The sequence below is a fragment of the Cupriavidus pampae genome, assembly GCF_914271485.1.
GTDB lineage: Bacteria > Pseudomonadota > Gammaproteobacteria > Burkholderiales > Burkholderiaceae > Cupriavidus > Cupriavidus pampae.
The window spans coordinates 374480-395304 of sequence record NZ_CAJZAG010000009.1; the positions used below are offsets into that span (position 1 = coordinate 374480).

The window sequence follows — 20825 nt, forward strand, 5'->3', positions numbered from 1 at the left end:
ATAGTAGGCGCTGAGAGCGCCCAAGCAGGATAGTGACTTACCCGTGCCCTTCCCGTGCCCCCCATGCCCGAGGCACCGGAAAAAATTACACCAGCGTGCGATAGGTCCAGATGCCAAGCGCGGTCAGCGCCAGCGAGCCGCCAAGGTGCAGCAGCACATGGGCAAGCGCCCAGCCGTATTCGCCCGTGTTCAGGTTGGCAACGACCTCGGCCGAGAACGTCGAGAACGTGGTGAGCCCACCGAGAAACCCAGTGATGGCAAACAACCGCCATTCAGCCGGCAATGCGGCATTCGCATTGAAATACGCCACGGCCAGGCCAATCAGATAGCCACCGACCAGATTCGAGGCAAGCGTACCGTATGGCAGCGCCGGATTCAGCGCGTTCCACATGACCGAGAACCCCCAACGCAGCCACGCGCCCAGCGCAGCGCCCACACCCACAGCTACAAAACCCAGCGGCCCCATCGAACGACCTTTCGTCAGTGTTTATTGTTTTTCATGCGGATCGGCATTGAAGGATTCGATGCCCCAGCGACGCAAGGCCGCATCGTCGCTCACGCGTGCATCGACCCAGCGCGCGCCCTCGGGCGTCGCTTCCTTCTTCCAGAACGGCGCCTCGGACTTCAGATAGTCCATGATGAATTCGCACGCCGCGAACGCCTCGCCCCGGTGCGGCGATGCCACCGCGACCAGCACGATCTGGTCGAGCGGCTGCAGCAGACCCACGCGATGAACGATGGTCACGCCCAGCAACTGCCAGCGCTCGCGCGCGGCCGCCTCGATGCGTGCCAGGGCCTTCTCGGTCATGCCCGGATAGTGTTCGAGCTCCATCGTGCTGACGCTGCTGCCTTCGCTCACGTCGCGCACAGTGCCGATAAAGCTCGTCACCGCGCCGACGCCGCGATTGCCGGCGCGCAATGCCGCGACTTCCGCGCCGAGATCGAAGTCCTCATGCTGGACGCGCACGCTCATGATCAGCCTCCGGTCACGGGCGGGAAGAACGCCACCTCGCAGCCGGCGGTCAGCGGCGTGTCGATGCGCGCCACCGCATGATCGACGGCCATGCGCAATGCGCGGCCCTCGGCCAGCGCCTCTTCCCAATGGCCGCCGCGCGCGCGCAGCCACCCGCGCAGTTCACCGACGGTCCGTACGTCCGCCGGCACCGTCACGCGCTCCGCGCCGGTGCCCACCTGCTCGCGCACACTCGCGAAGAATCGAAGCTCGATATCCATGATGCTCAGTTCAGCCAACCCTGAAACGGAATGAAGGGCACGACATCGCCGCGCCGGATCGGATGATCGGGCGGGTTGTCGATCACGCCGTCGCCCCACACTGTCGACGTCAGCACGCCGGAACTCTGGTTCGGAAACAGTTCCAGACCGCCCTCGGCATTGAGCCGCGCGCGCAGAAATTCGTTGCGACGATCGCCCTTGGGCAGGTCGAAATCCGCGCGCAGCGGCAGCCGGCGCGGCGCGACATCCTGCACGCCCTGCAGCCTCAGCAGGAATGGCCGCACGAACAGCAGGAACGTCACGAAGCTCGAGACCGGATTGCCCGGCAGTCCGAGGAAATTGGCCTTGCCGACGGCGCCGAACGCGAGCGGCTTGCCCGGCTTGATCGCAATATTCCAAAGATCGATGCGCCCTCCTTCCGCCTGCACGGCCGGCCGCACGTGATCTTCCTCGCCTACCGAGACGCCGCCCGAGGTAATGATGACGTCATGGCCTTCGGCGGCACGCCGCAGCGTTTCGCGCGTGGCCGCGAGCGTGTCCGGCACGATGCCGAGATCGGTCACCTCGCAGCCGAGGTTCTCCAGCAAGCCGCGCAGCGTGAAGCGATTGGAGTTGTAGATCGCACCGGGCTTGAGCGGCTCGCCGGGCATGGCCAGTTCGTCGCCGGTAAAGAACACGGCCACGCGCACGCGGCGCGTCACGTCGAGCGTGGCCTGTCCGACCGAGGCCGCCAGGCCCGCTGCCTGCGGCGTCATCCGCGTGCCCGCCGGCAGAATTACGCTACCGGCCTCGATATCCTCGCCCGCGCGACGCACCCATTCTCCCGCGCCTGGCACGTGGCGAATCACCACGCCATCGCCGTCGGCCTCGCATTGCTCCTGCATGATCACCGCGTCGGCACCGGGCGGAATCAGCCCACCCGTAAAGATCCGCGCCGCGGTGCCGGGCGCCAGTTCCGTGCCCACATGGCCCGCCGGAATCCGTTGCGACACCGGCAACCGCACGCCGGGCGCGGTCACATCGGCCGCGCGTACCGCGTAGCCATCCATCGACGTGTTGTCAGCCGGCGGCACCCGCAGCGCGCTCGTCACGGGCGCAGCCAGCACCCGGCCGTTGGCCGTCAGCGTGTCGATGGTCTCGATATCGGAAATCTGCCGCGCACCGGCCAACAGCGCGTCGAGCGCCTGCACCAGCGTGAGCATCGGGGGACGGGAGGGAGCTTGGGTCATGATCGGTTTGCAAAACGGCGGCAAACCCGATTGTAACGACTTGGCAGGACATCGGTAGCCTGCCGAAATGCCGCTCGTTTTGCTCCCCTCTCCCTCAGGGAGAGGGGCCGGGGGTGAGGGCACCCCCTTCATATCAAAGCCCGGTATGCCCGGCGATATAAGCCTTCACCTGCGCCGCATCGTTCGCCATCACCTCAAACCGCTGTGGCAGCTTCTCGATGCCCTCGAACGCCGCCGGCCGTTCCGGCTCATGCCCCAGCGCCTCGCGAATCGTGTCGGCAAACTTCGCCGGCAGCGCGGTCTCCAGCACCACCATCGGCACGCCCGGCGTCAGATGCTCGCGCGCCACCTTTACGCCATCGGCGGTATGCGTATCGATCGTAATGCCATAACGCTCGCTGATGCCCTGAATCGTCGCCACGCGGTCCGCATGCGTGCTGCGTCCCGAGACAAAGCCAAACTGGCGAATGCGCTCGAACTCCGGCGTGCCAGACAGATCGAACCCGCCCTTGGCCTCCACATCGCGGAACAGCGCCGCGAGCTTGCCCGCATCCTGCCCCAGCAGATCGAACACGAAGCGCTCGAAGTTCGATGCCTTCGAGATGTCCATGCTAGGACTCGACGTGTGATACGTCTCCGCCGACTTGCGCACGCGATACGTCCCGGTGCGGAAGAACTCGTCCAGCACATCGTTCTCGTTGGTCGCCACCACGAGCTTGTCGATCGGCAGCCCCATCATGCGCGCGATATGCCCCGCGCACACATTGCCGAAGTTGCCCGACGGCACGCTGAACGACACCTTCTGCCCCGGACCCGTGGTCGCCAGCAGCCACCCCTTGAAGTAGTAGACCACCTGCGCCACTACCCGCGCCCAGTTGATCGAATTGACCGTGCCAATCCGCTGCCGCGCCTTGTAGTCGAGGTCGTTCGACACCGCCTTGACGATGTCCTGGCAATCGTCGAACACCCCTTCCACCGCGAGGTTGAAGATATTCGGATCCTGCAGGCTGAACATCTGCGCGGTCTGGAACGCGCTCATCTTGCGGTGCGGGCTCAGCATGAACACGCGAATGCCGCGCTTGCCGCGCATCGCGTACTCGGCCGCGCTGCCGGTATCGCCTGACGTCGCCCCCAGAATGTTCAGTTCCTTGCCCGCCCGGCCGAGCGCGTACTCGAACAGATTGCCGAGCAGCTGCATCGCCATGTCCTTGAACGCGAGCGTCGGACCGTTGGACAAACCCAGCAGTTGCAACTGCGTGCCACCTTCCGCGCCCAGCGTGCGCAACGGCGTGATATCCGCGGTGTTGTCGCCCGCGCGCGCATTGGCGTACACCTCGGCCCGGTACGTCTTGCGCGTCAGCGCGCGCAGATCCTCGGCCGGAATATCGTCGCAGAACTTGCGCAGCACTTCGTACGCGAGGTCCGCGTACGGCAGCTTGCGCCAGGCCTCGAGCTCGTCGGCGGTGACCTGCGGATAGGCCTTCGGCAGATAGAGCCCGCCGTCCGGCGCCAGGCCGCCCAGCAGGATCTCGGAAAACGTTTGCGGCACGTCATGGCCGCGCGTCGACTGATAGTTCATGGGTATCGATACGGCTGGGACTTCAGTTCAGTTCTTCCATGCGCAGGCGCGTGACCGGCGACAGCACGGTAGCCAGCGACTCCATGCGGGCAATCGCCGCATTGACCTGCTTCTCGCGCGTCAGGTGCGTCAGAATGATGATGTCGGTCTGCGGCTCGCCCACACGCGATTCCTTCTGCAGCATCGCGTCGATCGAGATACCCGCCTCCGCGAGAATGCGCGTGATCTCGGCCAGCACACCGGTCTCGTCGGAGACGCGCATGCGCAGGTAATACGAGCTCGTGACTTCCTCGATCGGCAGCACCGGCACCGTCGACAGCTCATCCGGCTGGAACGCCAGATGCGGCACGCGATGGTTCGGATCGGCCGTATGCAGACGCGTCACGTCCACGAGATCGGCGATCACGGCCGAAGCGGTTGGCTCGGCGCCGGCACCCTTGCCGTAGTAGAGCGTCGTGCCCACGGCGTCCGCCTGCACCAGCACGGCATTCATCGCGCCTTCCACATTGGCGATCAGGCGCGAGGCCGGCACCAGCGTCGGATGCACGCGCAACTCCACGCCCTCTTCACGGCGACGCGTGATGCCGAGCAGCTTGATGCGATAACCGAGTTCCTCGGCATACTTGATATCGACGGCCGACAGGTTCGTGATGCCTTCCACGTGCGCCTTGTCGAACTGCACGGGCATGCCGAACGCGATCGCGCTCATCAGCGTGACCTTGTGCGCGGCATCCACGCCCTCGATGTCGAAGGTCGGATCGGCCTCGGCATAGCCGAGCTGCTGCGCTTCCTTTAGCACGACGTCGAAGTCGAGCCCCTTGTCGCGCATCTCCGACAGGATGAAGTTGGTGGTGCCGTTGATGATGCCGGCAATCCACTGGATGCGGTTGGCCGTCAGGCCTTCGCGCAGCGCCTTGATGATCGGAATGCCACCGGCCACCGCGGCCTCGAACGCGACGATCACGCCCTTGCGGCGCGCCGCCTCGAAGATCTCGTTGCCATGCACGGCCAGCAGCGCCTTGTTGGCGGTCACCACATGCTTGCCGTTCTCGATCGCCTTGAGCACGAGCTCGCGCGCGATGCCATAGCCGCCGATCAGCTCGACCACGATGTCGATATCCGGATGCGCGACCACGAGGTTCGCATCGTTCACGACCTCCACTTCCCCACCGGTCAGCTCCCTGGCGCGCTCGGTGTTGAGGTCTGCCACCATCGCAATCTCGATGCCGCGGCCCGCGCGGCGACGAATTTCTTCCTGATTGCGCTTGAGCACGTTGAACGTGCCGCTACCGACGGTACCGATACCGAGCAGGCCTACTTTGATGGGATTCATGGACGTCTGACTCTCGTTGCTTGATGCGGGAAATCAATGGCGCGGCTGATGTCACTCAGGCCGTGCCGTGGCGTTTGCGATAGTTTTCGAGGAAGCGGCCCACGCGGCTGATCGCCTCGCGCAGATCTTCCTCGTGCGGCAGGAACACGATCCGGAAATGGTCCGGACGCTCCCAGTTGAAGCCCGTGCCCTGAACGAGCAATACCTTGGACTCCTGCAGCAGTTCGTAGATGAACTCCTGATCGTCCTGAATCGGGTACATGGCCGGGTCCAGCTTCGGGAACAAGTAAAGCGCGGCCTTCGGCTTGACGCAGGTCACACCCGGAATCGCGGTGATCAGCGAGTGCGCAAGGTCGCGTTGCCGGCGCAGGCGGCCGCCCTCGCCCACCAGGTCGTTGATGCTCTGGTAACCGCCAAGCGCGGTCTGAATCGCCCATTGCCCCGGCACGTTCGCGCACAGACGCATCGACGACAGCATGTTCAGGCCCTCGATATAGTCGAGCGCCGGACGCTTGTCGCCGGACACCACCATCCAGCCGGCGCGATAGCCGCAGGACCGGTAGTTCTTCGACAGCCCATTGAAGGTCACCGTCAGCACGTCGGTGGACAGCGAACCGATCGAGGTATGCGTCTCGCCGTCGTACAGCACCTTGTCGTAGATCTCGTCGGCAAAGATGATCAGCCCGTGCTCGCGCGCGATGTCGACCACCGCCTGCAGCAGTTCGTCCGAGTACAGCGCGCCGGTCGGGTTGTTCGGGTTGATGATCACGATCGCCTTGGTGTTCGGCGTGATCCTGCGGCGGATATCGTCGAGGTCCGGCATCCACTCGTTGGCCTCGTCGCACACGTAGTGCACCGGCGTGCCGCCCGACAGACTCACCGCGGCGGTCCACAACGGGTAGTCGGGGGCCGGCACCAGCACCTCGTCGCCACTATTCAGCAGCGCGTTCATCGACATCACGATGAGCTCGGACGCGCCATTGCCCACGTAAATGTCATCGAGGCCGACACCCTGGATCTTCTTTTCCTGGGTGTAGTGCATGATCGCCTTGCGCGCGGCGAAGATGCCCTTCGAATCGGAGTACCCCGCCGAGTTTGGCAGGTTCCGCATCATGTCCTGCTGGATCTCTTCCGGCGCGTCGAAACCGAACACGGCCAGATTGCCGATGTTCAGCTTGATGATCTTGTGCCCTTCTTCTTCCATCTGCTTTGCCTTTTCGAGCACCGGACCGCGGATGTCGTAGCAGACGTTCTGAAGCTTGTTCGATTTCTGGATGGGTTTCACGGCGGCGATGGGAAGGTCGGCGGACGCATGGCGGAGCAGGTAATGCGACGCGGGCGACGCGAACGTGGCAGACAGAGAGGCAAAAGCTATAATTTATCGGATTATGACAGACTTCTGTATGGATTCCTGCACCGCAGCCGCTCCAGGACGCGGTCGCGCGCACAATCCTGCCACATACCCTTGAAACTACACGCCGATCCCTCCCAAAGCCTCAATACCGTGACCGCGTACGGCCCCGGCTATATCGAGATCAACGCCGTCCGCCACGAGCGCTCGCTGCTCGTCATGCCCGAAGGCCCGATCGAGCCGTGGCCGGTCGATCGGTTCGAGGACCTCACACCCGAGCACTTCGAGGCGCTGCTCGACAAGGGCGCCGAAGTGGTGCTGCTCGGCACCGGCGACCGCCTGCGGTTCCCACACCCCCGCCTGACCGCCGCGCTGGCCCGGCGCCGCATCGGCGTGGAGGCCATGGACTTGCAGGCCGCATGCCGCACCTACAATATCCTCATGGCCGAAGGCCGCAAGGTCGCCGCGGTACTGTTGCTGGAGCCCGCCGGCGCCTGACACCCATTTTTTGCCAAGTTGAGCAGGCGGCACGCTTGAAGTCCGGCGCGCCGCCCCAACCTTCCGACGCCATGGCAAGCGCCCAACTGGTGAACGCCAAACCAAGAGCCCAACAGGAGCCATCAGCATGACAGTGAGCATCAACAAGGCCGTTCCCGATTTCCACGCCGCCGCCACCGGTGGCGACTTCCGTCTGGCCGACCAGCGCGGCAAGACCGTGGTGCTCTATTTCTACCCGAAGGACAACACGCCGGGCTGCACGACGGAAGCGATGAACTTCCGCGATCAGCACGAAGCCTTCGAAGCCGCCGGCGTGGCCGTGTTCGGCATCTCGCGCGACAGCCTCAAGTCGCACGAGAACTTCAAGACCAAGCTGGACCTGCCCTTCGAACTGATCTCGGACGGCGACGAAGCCGTCTGCAATGCGTTCGACGTCATCAAGATGAAAAAGATGTATGGCAAGGAAGTGCGCGGGATCGAGCGCAGCACATTCATCCTCGATGGCAAGGGCGTACTGCGCCACGAGATGCGCGGCATCAAGGTGCCGAATCACGTTGACGAAGTGCTCGAGATCGTCAAGCGCATGTAACGCTGTTGTGCTCGACACGCGCGCCTCCCGGGCATCAGAGGCGCGCGCGCGACATCCTCACGCGGGACGATTGCCAAACCGAAATCGTTCGGATACATTGGCCCGTAATGCGTTCCGATCACAGTTGCCACGCCGCTTCACCTGACTGGCCAAGGTGTCTTGCACCAAGGGCCGGAGGCGGACCTGCCGTGTCACGCTTTGCAAGATCAGCGTCGTCCGCCATCTCCGAGCGAGCGCCCAATCCAGCCGCCTCCCCTGCACCCCAGGTTATGGCGGCTTTTTTGTGCCCGCAGGAATCCGATTTCTCCCCCGCCGTCCCCTGAAAGGAAAGCCAAGCATGCCGCTGCCTACCATGCCCGCCAAGCCTGCCCAACTGCTGGACCCGAGCGAATTCGCCCCGGTCGCGCTGCCCAAGGCCAAATCCGCGACGCAGGGTAAAAAACCGGTGCCGGCGCTCGAGCGCGTGGCACTGCTCGAGACCGGCGCCACATCGACAGACACGTCGCTGACAGGTACCTCGTCCGAGGCGCCCGCGACACGTGCCCGCGCGGGTACCCCTACGCGTGCCCGCACCACCGATGCACCGGTGGCACCGCCGGTCGCCCCGGCAGCCGCGCCGGTCAGCCTCGTCAAGCCGGTCGCCGGCCCGACGCGACGCGCCCGCAAGCATGAAGGTCCGAGCAAGCTGTTCGTGCTCGACACCAACGTGCTGATGCACGACCCAAGCTCGCTGTTCCGCTTCGAAGAGCACGACATCTATCTGCCGATGATGACGCTCGAGGAGCTCGACAATCACAAGAAGGGCATGAGCGAAGTCGCGCGCAATGCGCGGACCGTCAGCCGCACGCTCGATGCGCTGGTCGGCGGCACCGACGGCGTGCTCGACGAAGGCCTGCCACTCGCCAAGCTTGGCAACAAGGACGCGGCGGGCAAGCTGTTCTTCCAGACCACGCTCAACGACATCAAGTTGCCCGAAGGCCTGCCGCAGGGCAAGGCGGACAACCAGATTCTGGGCGTGGTCAGCGCGCTGCAGCAGCAGCACCCCGAACGGCAGGTCGTGCTGGTGTCCAAGGACATCAACATGCGCATCAAGGCGCGTGCGCTGGGCCTGCCCGCCGAAGACTACTTCAACGATCAGGTCCTCGAGGACAAGGATCTGCTCTACGCAGGTGTCATGCAGTTGCCCAACGACTTCTGGGCACGGCACGGCAAAGGCGTGGAAAGCTGGCAGGATCCGAAGTCCGGCACGATGTTCTATCGCCTGACCGGCCCGCTGGTGCCATCGTTCCTGGTCAACCAGTTCGTCTACCTGGAGCCGATGGACGGCAGCCTGCCGCTCTATGCTCAGGTCAAGGAGATCAACGGCAAGACCGCGTTGCTGCAGACCCTCAAGGACTACACGCACAACAAGAACAATGTGTGGAGCGTGATCGCGCGCAACCGCGAGCAGAACTTCGCGCTCAACCTGCTGATGAGCCCGGACATCGACTTCGTCACGCTGCTCGGCCAGGCCGGCACCGGCAAGACGCTGCTCGCGCTCGCCTCGGGCCTCGAACAGGTGCTCGACCAGAAGCTCTACAACGAGATCATCGTCACGCGCGCGACCGTGCCCGTGGGCGAGGACATCGGCTTCCTGCCCGGTACCGAGGAAGAAAAGATGCAACCCTGGATGGGCGCGTTCGACGACAACCTCGAGGTACTGCAGAAGAGCGACGACAGTGCCGGTGAATGGGGCCGCGCGGCCACGCAGGAGCTGATCCGCTCGCGCATCAAGGTCAAGAGCATGAACTTCATGCGCGGCCGTACGTTCGTGAACAAGTTCGTCATCATCGACGAGGCGCAGAACCTGACGCCGAAGCAGATGAAGACGCTGGTCACGCGCGCGGGCCCGGGCACGAAGATCGTCTGCCTTGGCAATATCGCCCAGATCGATACGCCGTACCTGACCGAGGGTTCGTCCGGCCTGACCTACGTGGTGGATCGCTTCAAGGGCTGGAGCCACAGCGGGCACGTCACGCTCGCGCGCGGCGAACGCTCGCGCCTGGCCGACCACGCGGGAGATGTGCTGTAACAGTGTGCGATGTACGGCAAACGGCGTAGGCCGTTTGCCGACAGCCAGCACGGACCGTGCCGGATATGATGCCCAAGTGTGATCGAGTGTGATCAGAAGAATTCCGGGAGGCGTCGATGCACAAGCAGCAGCCGTTCAATCAGTACCTGCCTGACAGCCGCACGCTGTTCTCGCGGAACCCGCGTACCGCGCGCCGTCGGCGTATCGCGGTCGCAGCCGCGCTGGGCACCGTGGTGGTGTGCGCCCTGACCTGGCGTCCCGCACGCGCGGCCGACGAGATGGTGATCCGTACCATGGGGCCGATCAGCTATGTCTGCGGCGGCGTCGCCGAGGACGAACGCGCCCGCCTGGCCGCACAGGAGAAGAGCTTCAATATGGGCGTGTTGTTTACGCAGGGGCCCACTGGCGAGTACCTGTCCGATGTGGACGTCAAGCTCACGATGGACGACGGCCAGGAGGTCGCCACCTTCAAGGCCGGTGGCCCACGTTGCCTGATACGTGCGCCAGAAGGCAGTTACAATATCGAGGCCAGTTACAAGGGTCAGCCCAAGACCGTGAAGATCAGTACCGGCACTCGCAACGTCCAACTGCGCTGGTAACGCGCAACACAGTTTGATGGTCGATGCGCTGCCGGCACCATGAATGACGATGCCGCAGCGCCCGACTCGATTTCCTCTCAGTATTTCGCTACCCGCGTGCCGGCCGTCGCACCTGCGCGCGCGACTGTCCGTGCTCTGCATGGCATTGCTGCTTGCGGCGTGCGCGGGCTCGCCGCCCAGCCGGCATGGTTCAGTCCCGCCTCGCGCGCCAGGCAAGCCGATGAACGACCCCAGCGCGGGCCTCGAGGAAATCTCGATCCAGGCGATGTCACTGGTCGGCACGCCCTACCGCTACGGCGGCAACACCCCCGATTCCGGCTTCGACTGCAGCGGCCTCGTGCGGTACGTCGTGCAGCGCGCGGCTAACGTCACGCTGCCGCGCACCACCGAGCAGATGGGGTCGCGCGGCACGTCGCTGAATCGCGGCGATGTCGCGTCGGGAGACCTCGTGTTCTTCAACACGACCGGTCGCGCCAACTCTCACGTGGGGATCTATGTGGGACAGAACCGATTCGTGCATGCCCCGGCAACGGGTGGCACGGTCCGGCTGGAGGACATGGGGAAGTCCTACTGGGCCACGCGCTACAACGGCGCGCGCCGTGTGGTGGCCGCGAATAGCCTGGGCGCGCCGGAACCGATGCAGTCGATTCCGGTACCCAACATGACGCCAGCACCGGTACCAGCGCCGGTACCGATCGAACCGCCGCCAGTGGACGACGATCCGATCGCGGCGTTCGCGACCAGGCAGTAAAGCTGATCGGCCTATCGCTCAATCGCTTAAAGGATATGGCGGCCGATCCACCAGGCGATGGCCGCCATGAATGCCGATGCGGGAATCGTCAGCACCCAGGCCCAGACGATATTGCCAGCCACACCCCAGCGCACTGCGGACATCTTCTGCGCCGAACCGACGCCGACGATCGCACCCGTGATGGTGTGCGTGGTCGACACCGGCACGCCCAGCGCCGAAGCAATGAACAGCGTGATCGCACCACCGGTCTCGGCGCAGAAACCACCGACGGGCTTCAGCTTGGTGATCTTCTGTCCCATGGTCCGCACGATGCGCCAGCCGCCGAACAGCGTACCCATGCCAATCGCCACGTAGCAGCTTACGATGACCCACGCGGGCGGATCGCCGCCGGAGGCCACGTGACCGCTGGCGATCAGCAGCATCCAGATGATGCCGATGGTCTTCTGCGCATCGTTGCCACCGTGGCCAAGGCTGTATAACGACGCCGACACCAGCTGCAGGCGACGGAACCAGCGATCCACGCGCGAGGGCGGCGTCCGGAAGAACGTCCAGCTGACGATGATCATCATCAGCGAACCGAGCAGAAAGCCCAGCAGCGGCGAGATCAGAATAAATGCCACGGTCTTCAGCAGGCCGCTACCGACCAGCGCGCCGGTACCGGACTTGGCCACGGCCGCACCAACCAGACCGCCGATCAGCGCGTGCGACGACGACGACGGAATGCCGTAGTACCACGTGATCAGATTCCAGGCAATGGCGCCGACCAGCGCGCCGAAGATCACGTAGTGATCGACGATATTGACGTCGATGGTGCCCGTGCCAACGGTGGCCGCCACCTTCAGGTGGAAGATGAAGATCGCCACCACATTGCACATGGCCGCCATGGCCACCGCATGGTGGGGCTTGAGCACACCCGTGGAGACGACCGTCGCGATCGAGTTGGCCGCATCGTGAAAGCCGTTCATAAAGTCGAACAGCAAGGCGAGCGCGACCAGCAGGCCGATCACCCACAGGCTCATTGTTATGGTTTGCATGCGGTGCGGCGCTTACGCGTTTTCCAGGACAATGCCTTCGATGATGTTGGCCACGTCCTCGCACTTGTCGGTGATCGACTCGAGCTGCTCGTAGATCGCCTTCAGCTTGATCAGGCGCTTGACGTCGGTTTCCTCGCGGAACAGCTTCGACATCGCGGCACGCATCACGCGGTCGGCCTCGGACTCGAGCTGGTCGATCTGCTGCGCGGTCTTGAGGATCGCGCTCGCGTTGCTCATGTCCTCGAGCAGCCCTACGGCGATCTTGACCTGATCGCAGCACTGCACGCAGATCGCCGCCAGGCGGCGCGCCTCGTCGGTGATGTTCGTCACGTCGTACAGCGAGATCGTTTCCGCCACGTCCTCCATCAGATCGAGGATGTCGTCCATGGTCGTGATCAGCTTGTGGATCTCGTCACGGTCGAGCGGCGTGATGAACGTCTTGTGCAGCAGGTCCACGGTATCGTGGGTGATGCGGTCCGCCTTCTTCTCGGTGGCCTGCACGCGGCGCGCATGCGCCTCGGCGTTGGGCAGGTCGTTGACCAATGCCTCTAGCTCGTGGGCTGCCGTGACGGCACAGTCCGCGTGCTGGTTGAAGTATTCGAAGAACTTGCCCTCGGTGGGCATGAATCGACCGAACATGAAATGTCCTTGTTGCGTGCGATGGCATAACAGCCGCGCGAGGCGGCTGTCATCAAAACGCAATATTTTACAGGTTTGGGAGGATCAGGTGGCGCTCATTGATCGCTCATTGATCATTATCGAAGAACGCCGGACCGCCCGAGAAGTTGTCGAACTTCGTGAATTGCCCCAGGAACGTCAGACGCACCGTGCCGATGGGGCCGTTACGCTGCTTGCCGATGATGATCTCGGCCGTCCCCTTGTCCTGCGAGTCCGGGTTGTAGACTTCGTCCCGGTAAATAAACAGAATCACGTCCGCATCCTGTTCGATGGCGCCCGATTCGCGCAGATCTGACATCACGGGACGCTTGTTCGGGCGCTGTTCCAGACTGCGGTTCAGCTGCGATAGTGCGATCACCGGACAGTTCAGCTCCTTGGCCAGACCCTTCAGCGAACGCGAGATTTCCGAGATTTCCGTCGCGCGGTTCTCGCCGCCGCCCGAGCCCGACATCAGCTGGAGGTAGTCGATGATGATCAGGCCGAGCTGCCCGCACTGCCGCGCCAGCCGTCGCGAGCGCGCGCGCAATTCCATCGGATTCAGCGCGGGCGTCTCGTCGATGAACAGCTGCGCGTCGTTCATGCGCTGAATCGCATGGGTCAGGCGCGGCCAGTCTTCGTCGAGCAGACGGCCCGTACGCAGCCGGTGCTGGTCCAGCCGACCGACCGAGCCGAGCATACGCATGGCCAGCTGGGTGCCTGCCATTTCCATCGAGAACACCGCCACCGGCAGCCCCTGCTCCACCGCCACGTGCTCGCCAATATTCAGCGAGAACGCGGTCTTGCCCATCGAGGGACGGCCCGCCACGATGACCAGGTCACCGGCCTGCATGCCACTGGTCATGCGATCGAGGTCGATAAAGCCCGTCGGCACCCCGGTCACGTCGGTCGCGGAGTCGCGGTGATAGAGCTCGTCGATCCGCTCCACCACCTGCGTCAGCAGCGGCTGAATTTCCTGGAAACCCTGCTGCCCGCGCGAGCCTTCTTCCGCAATGGCGAATACCTTCGATTCCGCCTCGTCGAGCAGTTCGCGCACTTCGCGGCCCTTGGGCGCGAAGGCGGCGGACGCGATATCGTCGGCCACCGTCACCAGCTTGCGCAGCACCGAACGCTCGCGCACGATTTCCGCATAGCGGCGGATATTGGCCGCGCTCGGCGTGTTCTGCGCCAGCGAGTTCAGATAAGCCAGTCCGCCCACCTCCTCGGCCTTGCCGGCGACCTGCAGCGTCTCGTAGACGGTGATCACGTCCGCGGGCTTGGTCGCGGCAATCAGACGCGCGATACCCTGGAAGATAACGCGATGGTCGAATCGATAGAAGTCGGATTCCGACAGGAAGTCGGCAATGCGGTCCCATGCGGCGTTGTCCAGCAACAGACCACCGATGACCGATTGCTCGGCTTCGATCGAATGCGGTGGGACCTTGAGACTGTCGAGTTGGGGATCGGCGGCGGGCGCGTTCATGGGGTGGGATTATAGCGGGCGCATCCGGTGGACCGGACGCCCAAAATAAAAAAGGCAGGAGCATGGCCCCTGCCTTTTTCATCGATCGGCCACGCCAGCGGCGCAGCGCTTTAGGCGTGGTCGCCCAGCACCGACACGGTCACGTCCACCACCACATCGGTGTGCAGCGCAACGGCGATCGGATGGTCGCCCACGATCTTCAGCGGGCCGTTCGGCAGACGCACTTGCGCCTTCTCGACCTTGAAGCCCTGGGTGCCCAGTGCGGCGGCGATGTCGGCGTTGGTGACCGAGCCGAACAGACGGCCGTCCACACCCGACTTTTGCGTCAGTTGAACGGTCAGACCGTTCAGCTTTTCGCCTTCAGCTTGCGCGGCGGCCAGCTTCTCGGCAGCGGCCTTTTCCAGCTCGGCGCGCTTCGCTTCGAATTCAGCAACTGCGCTGGTGGTGGCGCGACGGGCCTTCTTCGACGGAATCAGGAAGTTACGTGCGTAACCGTCCTTCACGCGAACGACGTCACCCAGGTTGCCCACGTTGATGACTTTTTCCAGCAGAATGACTTGCATCGTGTATTTCTCCTTGCGGTCCTGGTGACGATCAGTTCTTGTGCAGATCGGTGTACGGCATCAGCGCGAGGAAACGCGCGCGCTTGATAGCCGTGTCGAGCTGACGCTGATAGTGCGCCTTGGTACCGGTCAGACGGGCCGGCGTGATCTTGCCGTTGTCGCCGATGAAGTCCTTCAGCGTGTCCAGATCCTTGTAGTCGATCTGTTCCACACCTGCCACGGTGAAGCGGCAGAAACGCTTACGCTTGAACAGCGGGTTTTGTTGCTGGAAGCGCTTCTTGTTTTTGTTGTCTCGTTTGATGAATGCCATGATTCAATCCTTTGCGAATGCACTCTCTTCGAATGCCGTACATCCAATGATGTGAAACACCAGTGCCTTGCTGTTGCGGTGCTTGCGCGCGAGGAACCCTTCACAGTTGAGCAGCGTGCCGAGCGCCATGCGCTCCAGTTGCTTGCCCACCGGGCCGATTCCCATTGCCGCGATCGCGAACTCCACCTGCCGCGGCGTTGCCGCCTCGACGACCTCGCCGACATGCTGCAGGATGCAGTTGACGACGGGGACACCGGCTGGCGTATAACGCAGGGCGTCGCGTTCGACGAGCGCCGCGGATAACCGGATCTGGTTCACCGCGCTGGCACCGCAATCCGCATTCAGGCGGCCTGGCCTTCAGGGGTCGTTTGCGCGGCCTTGCGGGCTTCTTCGCGCTGCACTTCCTTCATCATCGGCGAAGGAGCGGTTTCAGCCTTCTTGGTCTGCACGATCAGGTGACGCAGCACGGCGTCATTGAACTTGAACGCGTGCTCGAGCTCGGCGAGGGTTTCCTTGCCGCATTCGATGTTCAGGCAGACGTAGTGGGCCTTGGCCAGCTTCTGGATCATGTAGGCCATTTGACGGCGGCCCCAGTCTTCCACGCGGTGGATCTGGCCGTTCTGCGACGTGACGAGCTGCTTGTAGCGCTCGATCATCGCGGGAACTTGTTCGCTCTGGTCCGGATGGACGATGAAGACGATTTCGTAATGACGCATTGACGCTCCTTTTGGATGAAGCCACCCGGGCGCCATGTCCGGTGCGGCAAGGTTGAGTAGCCCGCGAGTATAGCCCGATCCGCGCCATCCCCGCAAGGTTGGTGTGGCTGCCCAGGTTTGGGCCCACCCTTTACAGGTCAGTACGCGCCAAGCCGCGCCTGCAGGCGCGCCGGATCGGTCCCAAGCGACGGGTCCGCGGCCAGCAGCAATAACAACAGGACGCGTGCCTTGTACGGATTCAGGTCCAGCGCCGAGGCAAACCCGCCCGGAGCCGCGCGCGCCGGTGCCGGCAACGCCACATGACCCGCCCCCGTGCGCGAACTGCGCACGACGGCCACACCCTGCCGCGCGGCGTCCGCCAGCGCCGCGCCAAGACCTTCGTGCACCGAGCCGTTGCCGGCCGCGGCCACCACGATGCCGCGCACGCCGGCCGCGACCAGCGCATCGACCATGACGCGGCCCGGTTCCGCATAACTCGCCACGATTTCCACGAGCGGCCACGCTGACGGCAGCGGCAGGATTGCTACCCGGGGCAGCGGCGCGCGCGCGAAGCGCACGTAATCATCCTGCACAAAGCCCAGCGGGCCGCCCGACGCGGAGACGAACGCATCCACCGCGGAGGTATGAGTCTTGGCCACGTCGCGTGCCGCATGGATCTGCTGATTGATTACGACGAGCACGCCCTTGCCGCGGGCATCGGCATGGGCTGCGACGCGCACGGCATCGAGCAGATTGAGCGGTCCGTCGGCCGAGAGCGAGGTGGACGGCCGCATCGCCGCGGTCAGTACCACCGGAATCGGACACGGCTGCGTCAGATGGAGGAACATCGCCGTCTCTTCCAGCGTGTCCGTACCGTGCGTGATGACGATGCCGGCGACATCGGGCTGCGCCGACCAGTGCGCGATGCGCGCGGCCAGCGCGGACCACAGCGCAAAGCTCATGTCCTTGCTATCGACCTGCGCCACCTGCTCCGCTTCCACGCGCGCGACGCGCTGCAGCGGTGGCACGGCCTGCAGCAACGCACCAACCGGCACGGTGGCCGCCTGATACTGCGCGCTGCTGCCGGGGTTGCCCGAGGCGCCCGCGATGGTGCCGCCGGTAGCGAGAACGATGATGCGGGGAAGCGAATCGGACATGAGTTCGTGATGGGGAGTGGCCACTCAGGCCGCCGATTGTAGCGGGTGCGAGAACCCAACACCGCCGGCGTCATGTCGGCAGCCGGAGAAGATTGTGCTTGCACTTCACTCGATACTGTATAAAATCACAGCATACTGTTCATACATACAGTGCCCCACGCACCGAGCACCGCGCACCGATAACACCAACAAGAAGAACATCAAGAACATCGCTGAAAGGACTAGGCACTCGACATGGCAACCCTGACACCGCGGCAGCAGCAGATCTTCGACCTGATCCGCAATACGATCCGAAGCACCGGCTTTCCGCCGACGCGCGCGGAAATTGCGGCGGAGTTCGGCTTCTCCTCGCCTAACGCGGCCGAAGAGCATCTGCGCGCGCTGGCCCGCAAGGGCGCCATCGAGCTGACGCCCGGCGCATCGCGCGGCATTCGCCTCAAGGTTGCGCGCAGTGATTCCGAGATGGGCGATCAGTTCTCGCTGCCGATGTCGGGCGTGCTGCAACTGACCTTGCCGCTCGTGGGCCGCGTGGCTGCCGGCAGTCCGATTCTGGCGGCGGAACATATCGATCGCCAGTACCAGGTGGATGCATCGGTATTCGACGATCGCCCCGACTACCTGCTGCGGGTGCGTGGCCTGAGCATGCGCGATGCCGGCATCCTCGATGGGGATCTGCTTGCGGTAAAGCGCGCGAGCGAAGCGGCCAACGGCAAGATCGTCGTGGCGCGATTAGGGGAAGACGTCACCGTGAAGCGCCTGCAGCGCCGCGGCGGCACCATCGAGTTGGTAGCAGAAAATCCTGATTATCCGAACATCGTGGTCGAGTCCGGCCGCGACGAGTTTTCTCTGGAGGGCATTGCCGTGGGATTGATCCGATCATCCGGCTTCTGACCTCCGTCATCAGCGCCAGTCGCGTCATCAGAGCGTCAGGCGTTCTGTAGCGTCGCACGATCGGTCGTTTGCGTCGCTAGTTTGCATCGCTGTTTTGCCTCTGTCGCCCCGTTCTCACGAACGATGGGTGCGGACCCTTGCTGTCTCAAAATCACGAGGTGTAGCCATGCCGCAAATCAATACCATCGCAGCCCGTCGTCCGGTCAAGCCGGTGCCGTTCCGGCAAACCAAGGGCGTGCGCGTCTACCAGGGCGCGCAGCGTCGAACGATGGTCGGCAGCATGGCGGCAATCTGCCGGATGCTCGAGCTCGACGACCTGCCGGCCAAGCTGGCAGCGTGAAAGCGCCAATTAGCCGGTCAAGCGTGCGCTGCACTGCACAATTTTGTTGTAATAAATGCAGTTGCAGTCTCACAACGTGTAATTTAAGAAACCGTTTGAGCCGGTGTCGGGTGTGATTTAATTCTGTATTGTGTGTCGTTAATGTGATGTTTGGTCCATGTGTGACCTAGTACATTTGGGCGCGCACATTCTCCGCGCGCCTGCGCAGAACCGGACCTTGACGACCCCGCCGAGTGCCGGTTTTTTTTCGTCCGCTTCGTTTGAATTTTCGTTCAATGACTCAGGTCATGCCGGTCATGTTGCCCTGCAGCCGGTCGCGTATCTTGCGCGAGAAGCGCAGCGCCTTGCTCAGGCCCATCGAGAAGCCAGGGTCGTAGTAGTGAATCAGCAGCGAGCGCCGCTGGCCCTCCTCCACGTGGAGGTTCGCGTGTTTGAGCGCGAATCCATTGAATACGTAGACACTGCCAGGCTCGACGTTCACGCGCGCGCAGTTGCCGCGCTGCAGGTCCCGCACGGTCAACCGCTTGCGGAACTCGAATGGCAGATTGCGGTGGATGCCGTGCCTGATCTTGCAGATCACGTTACCGATCGTCGAGATGCGGCGGCGCACGTCGTTGTTGTAGACGACCAGGTCCCCATTGAAGAACGCCTCGGAGTCGGCCAACTGCAGCGGGACCAGCATCGTGAGCAGATGCGAATCGAAATGCCGGCAGTGCGCGTTGTCTCCGTTGGCCTGGCTTACGCAACGCAGGACATGATGCGGCCGCTCCTCGAGTGGCACCTGACTCATCTTGCGCGCGAAGCGTTGCGTGGTCGTGCACACAAGCGATTCCAGCTGCCGAAAGGTGTCGACCTGCCGCAGCATCTCCCCGACCGCACGTGGCTCCACACGGATTGGCGTCGGTCCGAACGAGGCGTCGATCGCGGCATTGATCTCTGCCAGCAGGCTGGACGGAATGACTTCGCGAAACGTCGTCAGCGCAGCGTACTCCTCATATCCCATGGGTGCGTTCACTGTAGTCCCCCCTTCTTCTTTTTGTGAAACCGGCCAGATGCTCGTATTACAAAAATGAAATCTACGAAAATCCAGATAGTCCGGGGGGCTTTCAAGGTAACGCTACGTGCGCTGCCGCACGTTGGTCCGAAACTTCCATGACGCCGAGGCATTGATGGCCTCGCGGCAGTCCCTATGCGTGTGAAAAGTCGCCTTCTCTATCGCATAAAAACTGTTTGAAATTAGCCCCTTTGGGGCTAACATCCGTCTCAGAGGTAGCGCGTCGCGCAGCCCACGCCCGAAAGGATGAGCGAATGGAAAAGACCTTGGACATCGTCAAGACAGAAGCCGACATTTCGAAGTTGATGGCTGAGACCATGAAGCTGCACGCCGAGACCGCCAAGATGAATCGCGAACGGTTCTGGATGCCGTTTGTGTACGCGACTGGCCTGCTAGCGGCAGGCGTCGGGTTCGCAAAGATCTTCCTCCCCTGATATTCCAAGGCCCGCCAAAAGGCGGGTTTTCTATGCGCTACTCGCCCCCAAGACCGACCGACCTTCAAACCCTCAAGAACGATCTTCAGCGAACCGGCGACGAGATGGCCAATTTATTCGGCGTCGCCGGTGGACAGCAATGGCGCAAGTACACGGGCGGCGCCCAGCCGCGCGAGATGGCCCCACAGATGCTGTTTTTTGGCGCAGCCCGGCTAGCGTTATCTGAAGACGAGCTTGAGCGCGTACTCGCGCGCATGCGCTCAATGGGTGCGGAGATCGATTTATCTGCCGACGCTGCATCAAGCGACCAAGACTGACGACCGACGCTCAAGCCGCCGAGGACTTCACCGGCATACGGAGTTCGCTCAAGCCCCGTCTCACATATCCCAGGCAGTCATTCGCATCTGATCTCACCACGTGGTCCTCTAGTCGATAGTCGGCCAGATCGCGTAGTTCGCGTGCCAGACCTAGCTTGGTGCCCGCTCGGCGCGATTTTGCCTGCAGCCTTTCGTCGGCCACCGTTGGGTTGCACAGCTGATGGATGATTCGCTTATGCACGCCTACAGGCCTTGTTGGCACTAATCCCTCAGATGGCAACTGGTCGTGAAACGCCTTGGCTTCATGGAACAGCGCGTAGTAGGCACGGCTAATCTTCGCCCTGCAGGATTCCTCGCAGACATCAGGCATTCGTTGAGCATGCGCCCAGATTGCGTCGACATTACTCGGCATCCGTATCCTCCGATTTAAAAGACAGCACGAGGGACATAGGGATCTTGAGTTGCGAGGCAGCCAACCGATCGGCATAGTCGCAGGTCATTTCGAAAGCCTCTCCAGCGGAGACGTCTACAACGATGTGCATCCCGAAATGCGTATTTCGGCCGAACGTGACCGGCCGTTTCGGGATCGTGACCGGTGATTTCGGCAACGTGACCGAGCGAACCGGAAGGCAGGATTGGCGTTGCGCATGACATCAACCA

At 63.2% G+C, this 20825-nt stretch carries 25 protein-coding genes; 9 read left to right on the forward strand and 16 right to left on the reverse strand.

Annotated elements, in window-relative coordinates:
- Positions 1–85 precede the first annotated feature (85 nt).
- From crcB to LDO41_RS23905, 7 genes are all read right to left on the reverse strand, one after another.
- On the reverse strand, positions 86–466 hold the full coding sequence (crcB, locus tag LDO41_RS23875) for a fluoride efflux transporter CrcB (protein WP_223992753.1): 381 nt from the start codon (positions 464–466) through the stop codon (positions 86–88).
- Between the two features lie 21 nt (positions 467–487).
- Positions 488–973, reverse strand: a complete 486-nt coding sequence (moaE, locus tag LDO41_RS23880) for a molybdopterin synthase catalytic subunit MoaE (protein WP_223992755.1) — start codon at positions 971–973, stop codon at positions 488–490.
- Positions 974–975: 2 nt separating this feature from the next.
- Complete coding sequence (gene moaD, locus LDO41_RS23885) at positions 976–1233, reverse strand: molybdopterin converting factor subunit 1 (protein ID WP_223992757.1); 258 nt, start codon at positions 1231–1233, stop codon at positions 976–978.
- 5 nt (positions 1234–1238) lie between these two features.
- On the reverse strand, positions 1239–2462 hold the full coding sequence (locus tag LDO41_RS23890; RefSeq protein WP_223992759.1) for a molybdopterin molybdotransferase MoeA: 1224 nt from the start codon (positions 2460–2462) through the stop codon (positions 1239–1241).
- Positions 2463–2595: 133 nt separating this feature from the next.
- Complete coding sequence (thrC, locus tag LDO41_RS23895; protein ID WP_223992761.1) at positions 2596–4041, reverse strand: threonine synthase; 1446 nt, start codon at positions 4039–4041, stop codon at positions 2596–2598.
- Positions 4042–4063: 22 nt separating this feature from the next.
- The gene (locus tag LDO41_RS23900; RefSeq protein ID WP_223992763.1) at positions 4064–5374 is read right to left on the reverse strand and encodes a homoserine dehydrogenase; all 1311 of its coding nucleotides are present in this window, start codon (positions 5372–5374) and stop codon (positions 4064–4066) included.
- Between the two features lie 55 nt (positions 5375–5429).
- The gene (locus tag LDO41_RS23905; protein WP_223992765.1) at positions 5430–6659 is read right to left on the reverse strand and encodes a pyridoxal phosphate-dependent aminotransferase; all 1230 of its coding nucleotides are present in this window, start codon (positions 6657–6659) and stop codon (positions 5430–5432) included.
- A 180-nt stretch (positions 6660–6839) separates the two neighbouring features.
- Between LDO41_RS23905 and LDO41_RS23910 the strand changes: the two genes are divergently transcribed.
- The 5 genes from LDO41_RS23910 to LDO41_RS23930 all read left to right on the forward strand — a co-directional run bounded on the left by LDO41_RS23910 (position 6840) and on the right by LDO41_RS23930 (position 11233).
- Positions 6840–7223 carry an Mth938-like domain-containing protein gene (locus LDO41_RS23910; RefSeq protein ID WP_223992767.1) on the forward strand — a complete coding sequence of 128 codons (384 nt, stop codon included), beginning with the start codon at positions 6840–6842 and terminating at the stop codon, positions 7221–7223.
- Between the two features lie 127 nt (positions 7224–7350).
- On the forward strand, positions 7351–7812 hold the full coding sequence (locus LDO41_RS23915; protein WP_223992770.1) for a peroxiredoxin: 462 nt from the start codon (positions 7351–7353) through the stop codon (positions 7810–7812).
- A gap of 337 nt (positions 7813–8149) precedes the next feature.
- The gene (locus LDO41_RS23920; RefSeq protein ID WP_223992772.1) at positions 8150–9883 is read left to right on the forward strand and encodes a PhoH family protein; all 1734 of its coding nucleotides are present in this window, start codon (positions 8150–8152) and stop codon (positions 9881–9883) included.
- 116 nt (positions 9884–9999) lie between these two features.
- The gene (locus tag LDO41_RS23925; protein ID WP_223992773.1) at positions 10000–10482 is read left to right on the forward strand and encodes a hypothetical protein; all 483 of its coding nucleotides are present in this window, start codon (positions 10000–10002) and stop codon (positions 10480–10482) included.
- Between the two features lie 49 nt (positions 10483–10531).
- A complete protein-coding gene (locus tag LDO41_RS23930) occupies positions 10532–11233 on the forward strand; it encodes a C40 family peptidase (protein ID WP_377742761.1) in 702 nt (233 codons plus the stop codon).
- 26 nt (positions 11234–11259) lie between these two features.
- Here the strand turns inward: LDO41_RS23930 and LDO41_RS23935 are convergent, their stop codons facing one another.
- From LDO41_RS23935 to LDO41_RS23970, 8 genes are all read right to left on the reverse strand, one after another.
- Positions 11260–12267 (reverse strand): inorganic phosphate transporter, encoded by a 1008-nt coding sequence (locus LDO41_RS23935; RefSeq protein ID WP_223992777.1) that lies wholly within the window; start codon positions 12265–12267, stop codon positions 11260–11262.
- A gap of 12 nt (positions 12268–12279) precedes the next feature.
- Positions 12280–12906, reverse strand: coding sequence for a DUF47 domain-containing protein (locus LDO41_RS23940; RefSeq protein ID WP_223992779.1), 627 nt, complete (start codon positions 12904–12906; stop codon positions 12280–12282).
- A 106-nt stretch (positions 12907–13012) separates the two neighbouring features.
- On the reverse strand, positions 13013–14404 hold the full coding sequence (locus LDO41_RS23945; RefSeq protein WP_223992781.1) for a replicative DNA helicase: 1392 nt from the start codon (positions 14402–14404) through the stop codon (positions 13013–13015).
- 110 nt (positions 14405–14514) lie between these two features.
- Positions 14515–14967: a 50S ribosomal protein L9 gene (gene rplI, locus LDO41_RS23950; RefSeq protein ID WP_223992783.1), complete on the reverse strand. Its 453-nt coding sequence runs from the start codon at positions 14965–14967 to the stop codon at positions 14515–14517.
- A gap of 31 nt (positions 14968–14998) precedes the next feature.
- Complete coding sequence (rpsR, locus tag LDO41_RS23955) at positions 14999–15277, reverse strand: 30S ribosomal protein S18 (protein ID WP_011298166.1); 279 nt, start codon at positions 15275–15277, stop codon at positions 14999–15001.
- A gap of 3 nt (positions 15278–15280) precedes the next feature.
- The gene (gene priB, locus LDO41_RS23960; protein WP_223992785.1) at positions 15281–15595 is read right to left on the reverse strand and encodes a primosomal replication protein N; all 315 of its coding nucleotides are present in this window, start codon (positions 15593–15595) and stop codon (positions 15281–15283) included.
- A gap of 23 nt (positions 15596–15618) precedes the next feature.
- The gene (gene rpsF / locus LDO41_RS23965) at positions 15619–15993 is read right to left on the reverse strand and encodes a 30S ribosomal protein S6 (protein WP_223992787.1); all 375 of its coding nucleotides are present in this window, start codon (positions 15991–15993) and stop codon (positions 15619–15621) included.
- Positions 15994–16130: 137 nt separating this feature from the next.
- Entirely contained in the window at positions 16131–17129 is a 999-nt protein-coding gene (locus LDO41_RS23970) for an asparaginase (RefSeq protein WP_223992788.1), read from the reverse strand.
- A 234-nt stretch (positions 17130–17363) separates the two neighbouring features.
- Here LDO41_RS23970 and lexA point away from each other — a divergent pair, with 234 nt between their 5' ends.
- Both lexA and LDO41_RS23980 read left to right on the forward strand, forming a co-directional pair.
- Positions 17364–18020, forward strand: coding sequence for a transcriptional repressor LexA (gene lexA / locus LDO41_RS23975; protein WP_223992791.1), 657 nt, complete (start codon positions 17364–17366; stop codon positions 18018–18020).
- Positions 18021–18186: 166 nt separating this feature from the next.
- Positions 18187–18360, forward strand: a complete 174-nt coding sequence (locus LDO41_RS23980; protein ID WP_191002218.1) for a hypothetical protein — start codon at positions 18187–18189, stop codon at positions 18358–18360.
- Positions 18361–18640: 280 nt separating this feature from the next.
- Here the strand turns inward: LDO41_RS23980 and LDO41_RS23985 are convergent, their stop codons facing one another.
- Positions 18641–19375: a hypothetical protein gene (locus LDO41_RS23985; protein WP_223992793.1), complete on the reverse strand. Its 735-nt coding sequence runs from the start codon at positions 19373–19375 to the stop codon at positions 18641–18643.
- 293 nt (positions 19376–19668) lie between these two features.
- On the opposite strand from LDO41_RS23985, the gene LDO41_RS23990 reads away from it, so the two are divergent.
- Together LDO41_RS23990 and LDO41_RS23995 are read left to right on the forward strand one after the other, a co-directional pair.
- Entirely contained in the window at positions 19669–19848 is a 180-nt protein-coding gene (locus LDO41_RS23990) for a hypothetical protein (RefSeq protein ID WP_223992795.1), read from the forward strand.
- A 32-nt stretch (positions 19849–19880) separates the two neighbouring features.
- Entirely contained in the window at positions 19881–20165 is a 285-nt protein-coding gene (locus tag LDO41_RS23995; RefSeq protein ID WP_223992796.1) for an XRE family transcriptional regulator, read from the forward strand.
- The last annotated feature ends 660 nt before the right edge of the window (positions 20166–20825 follow it).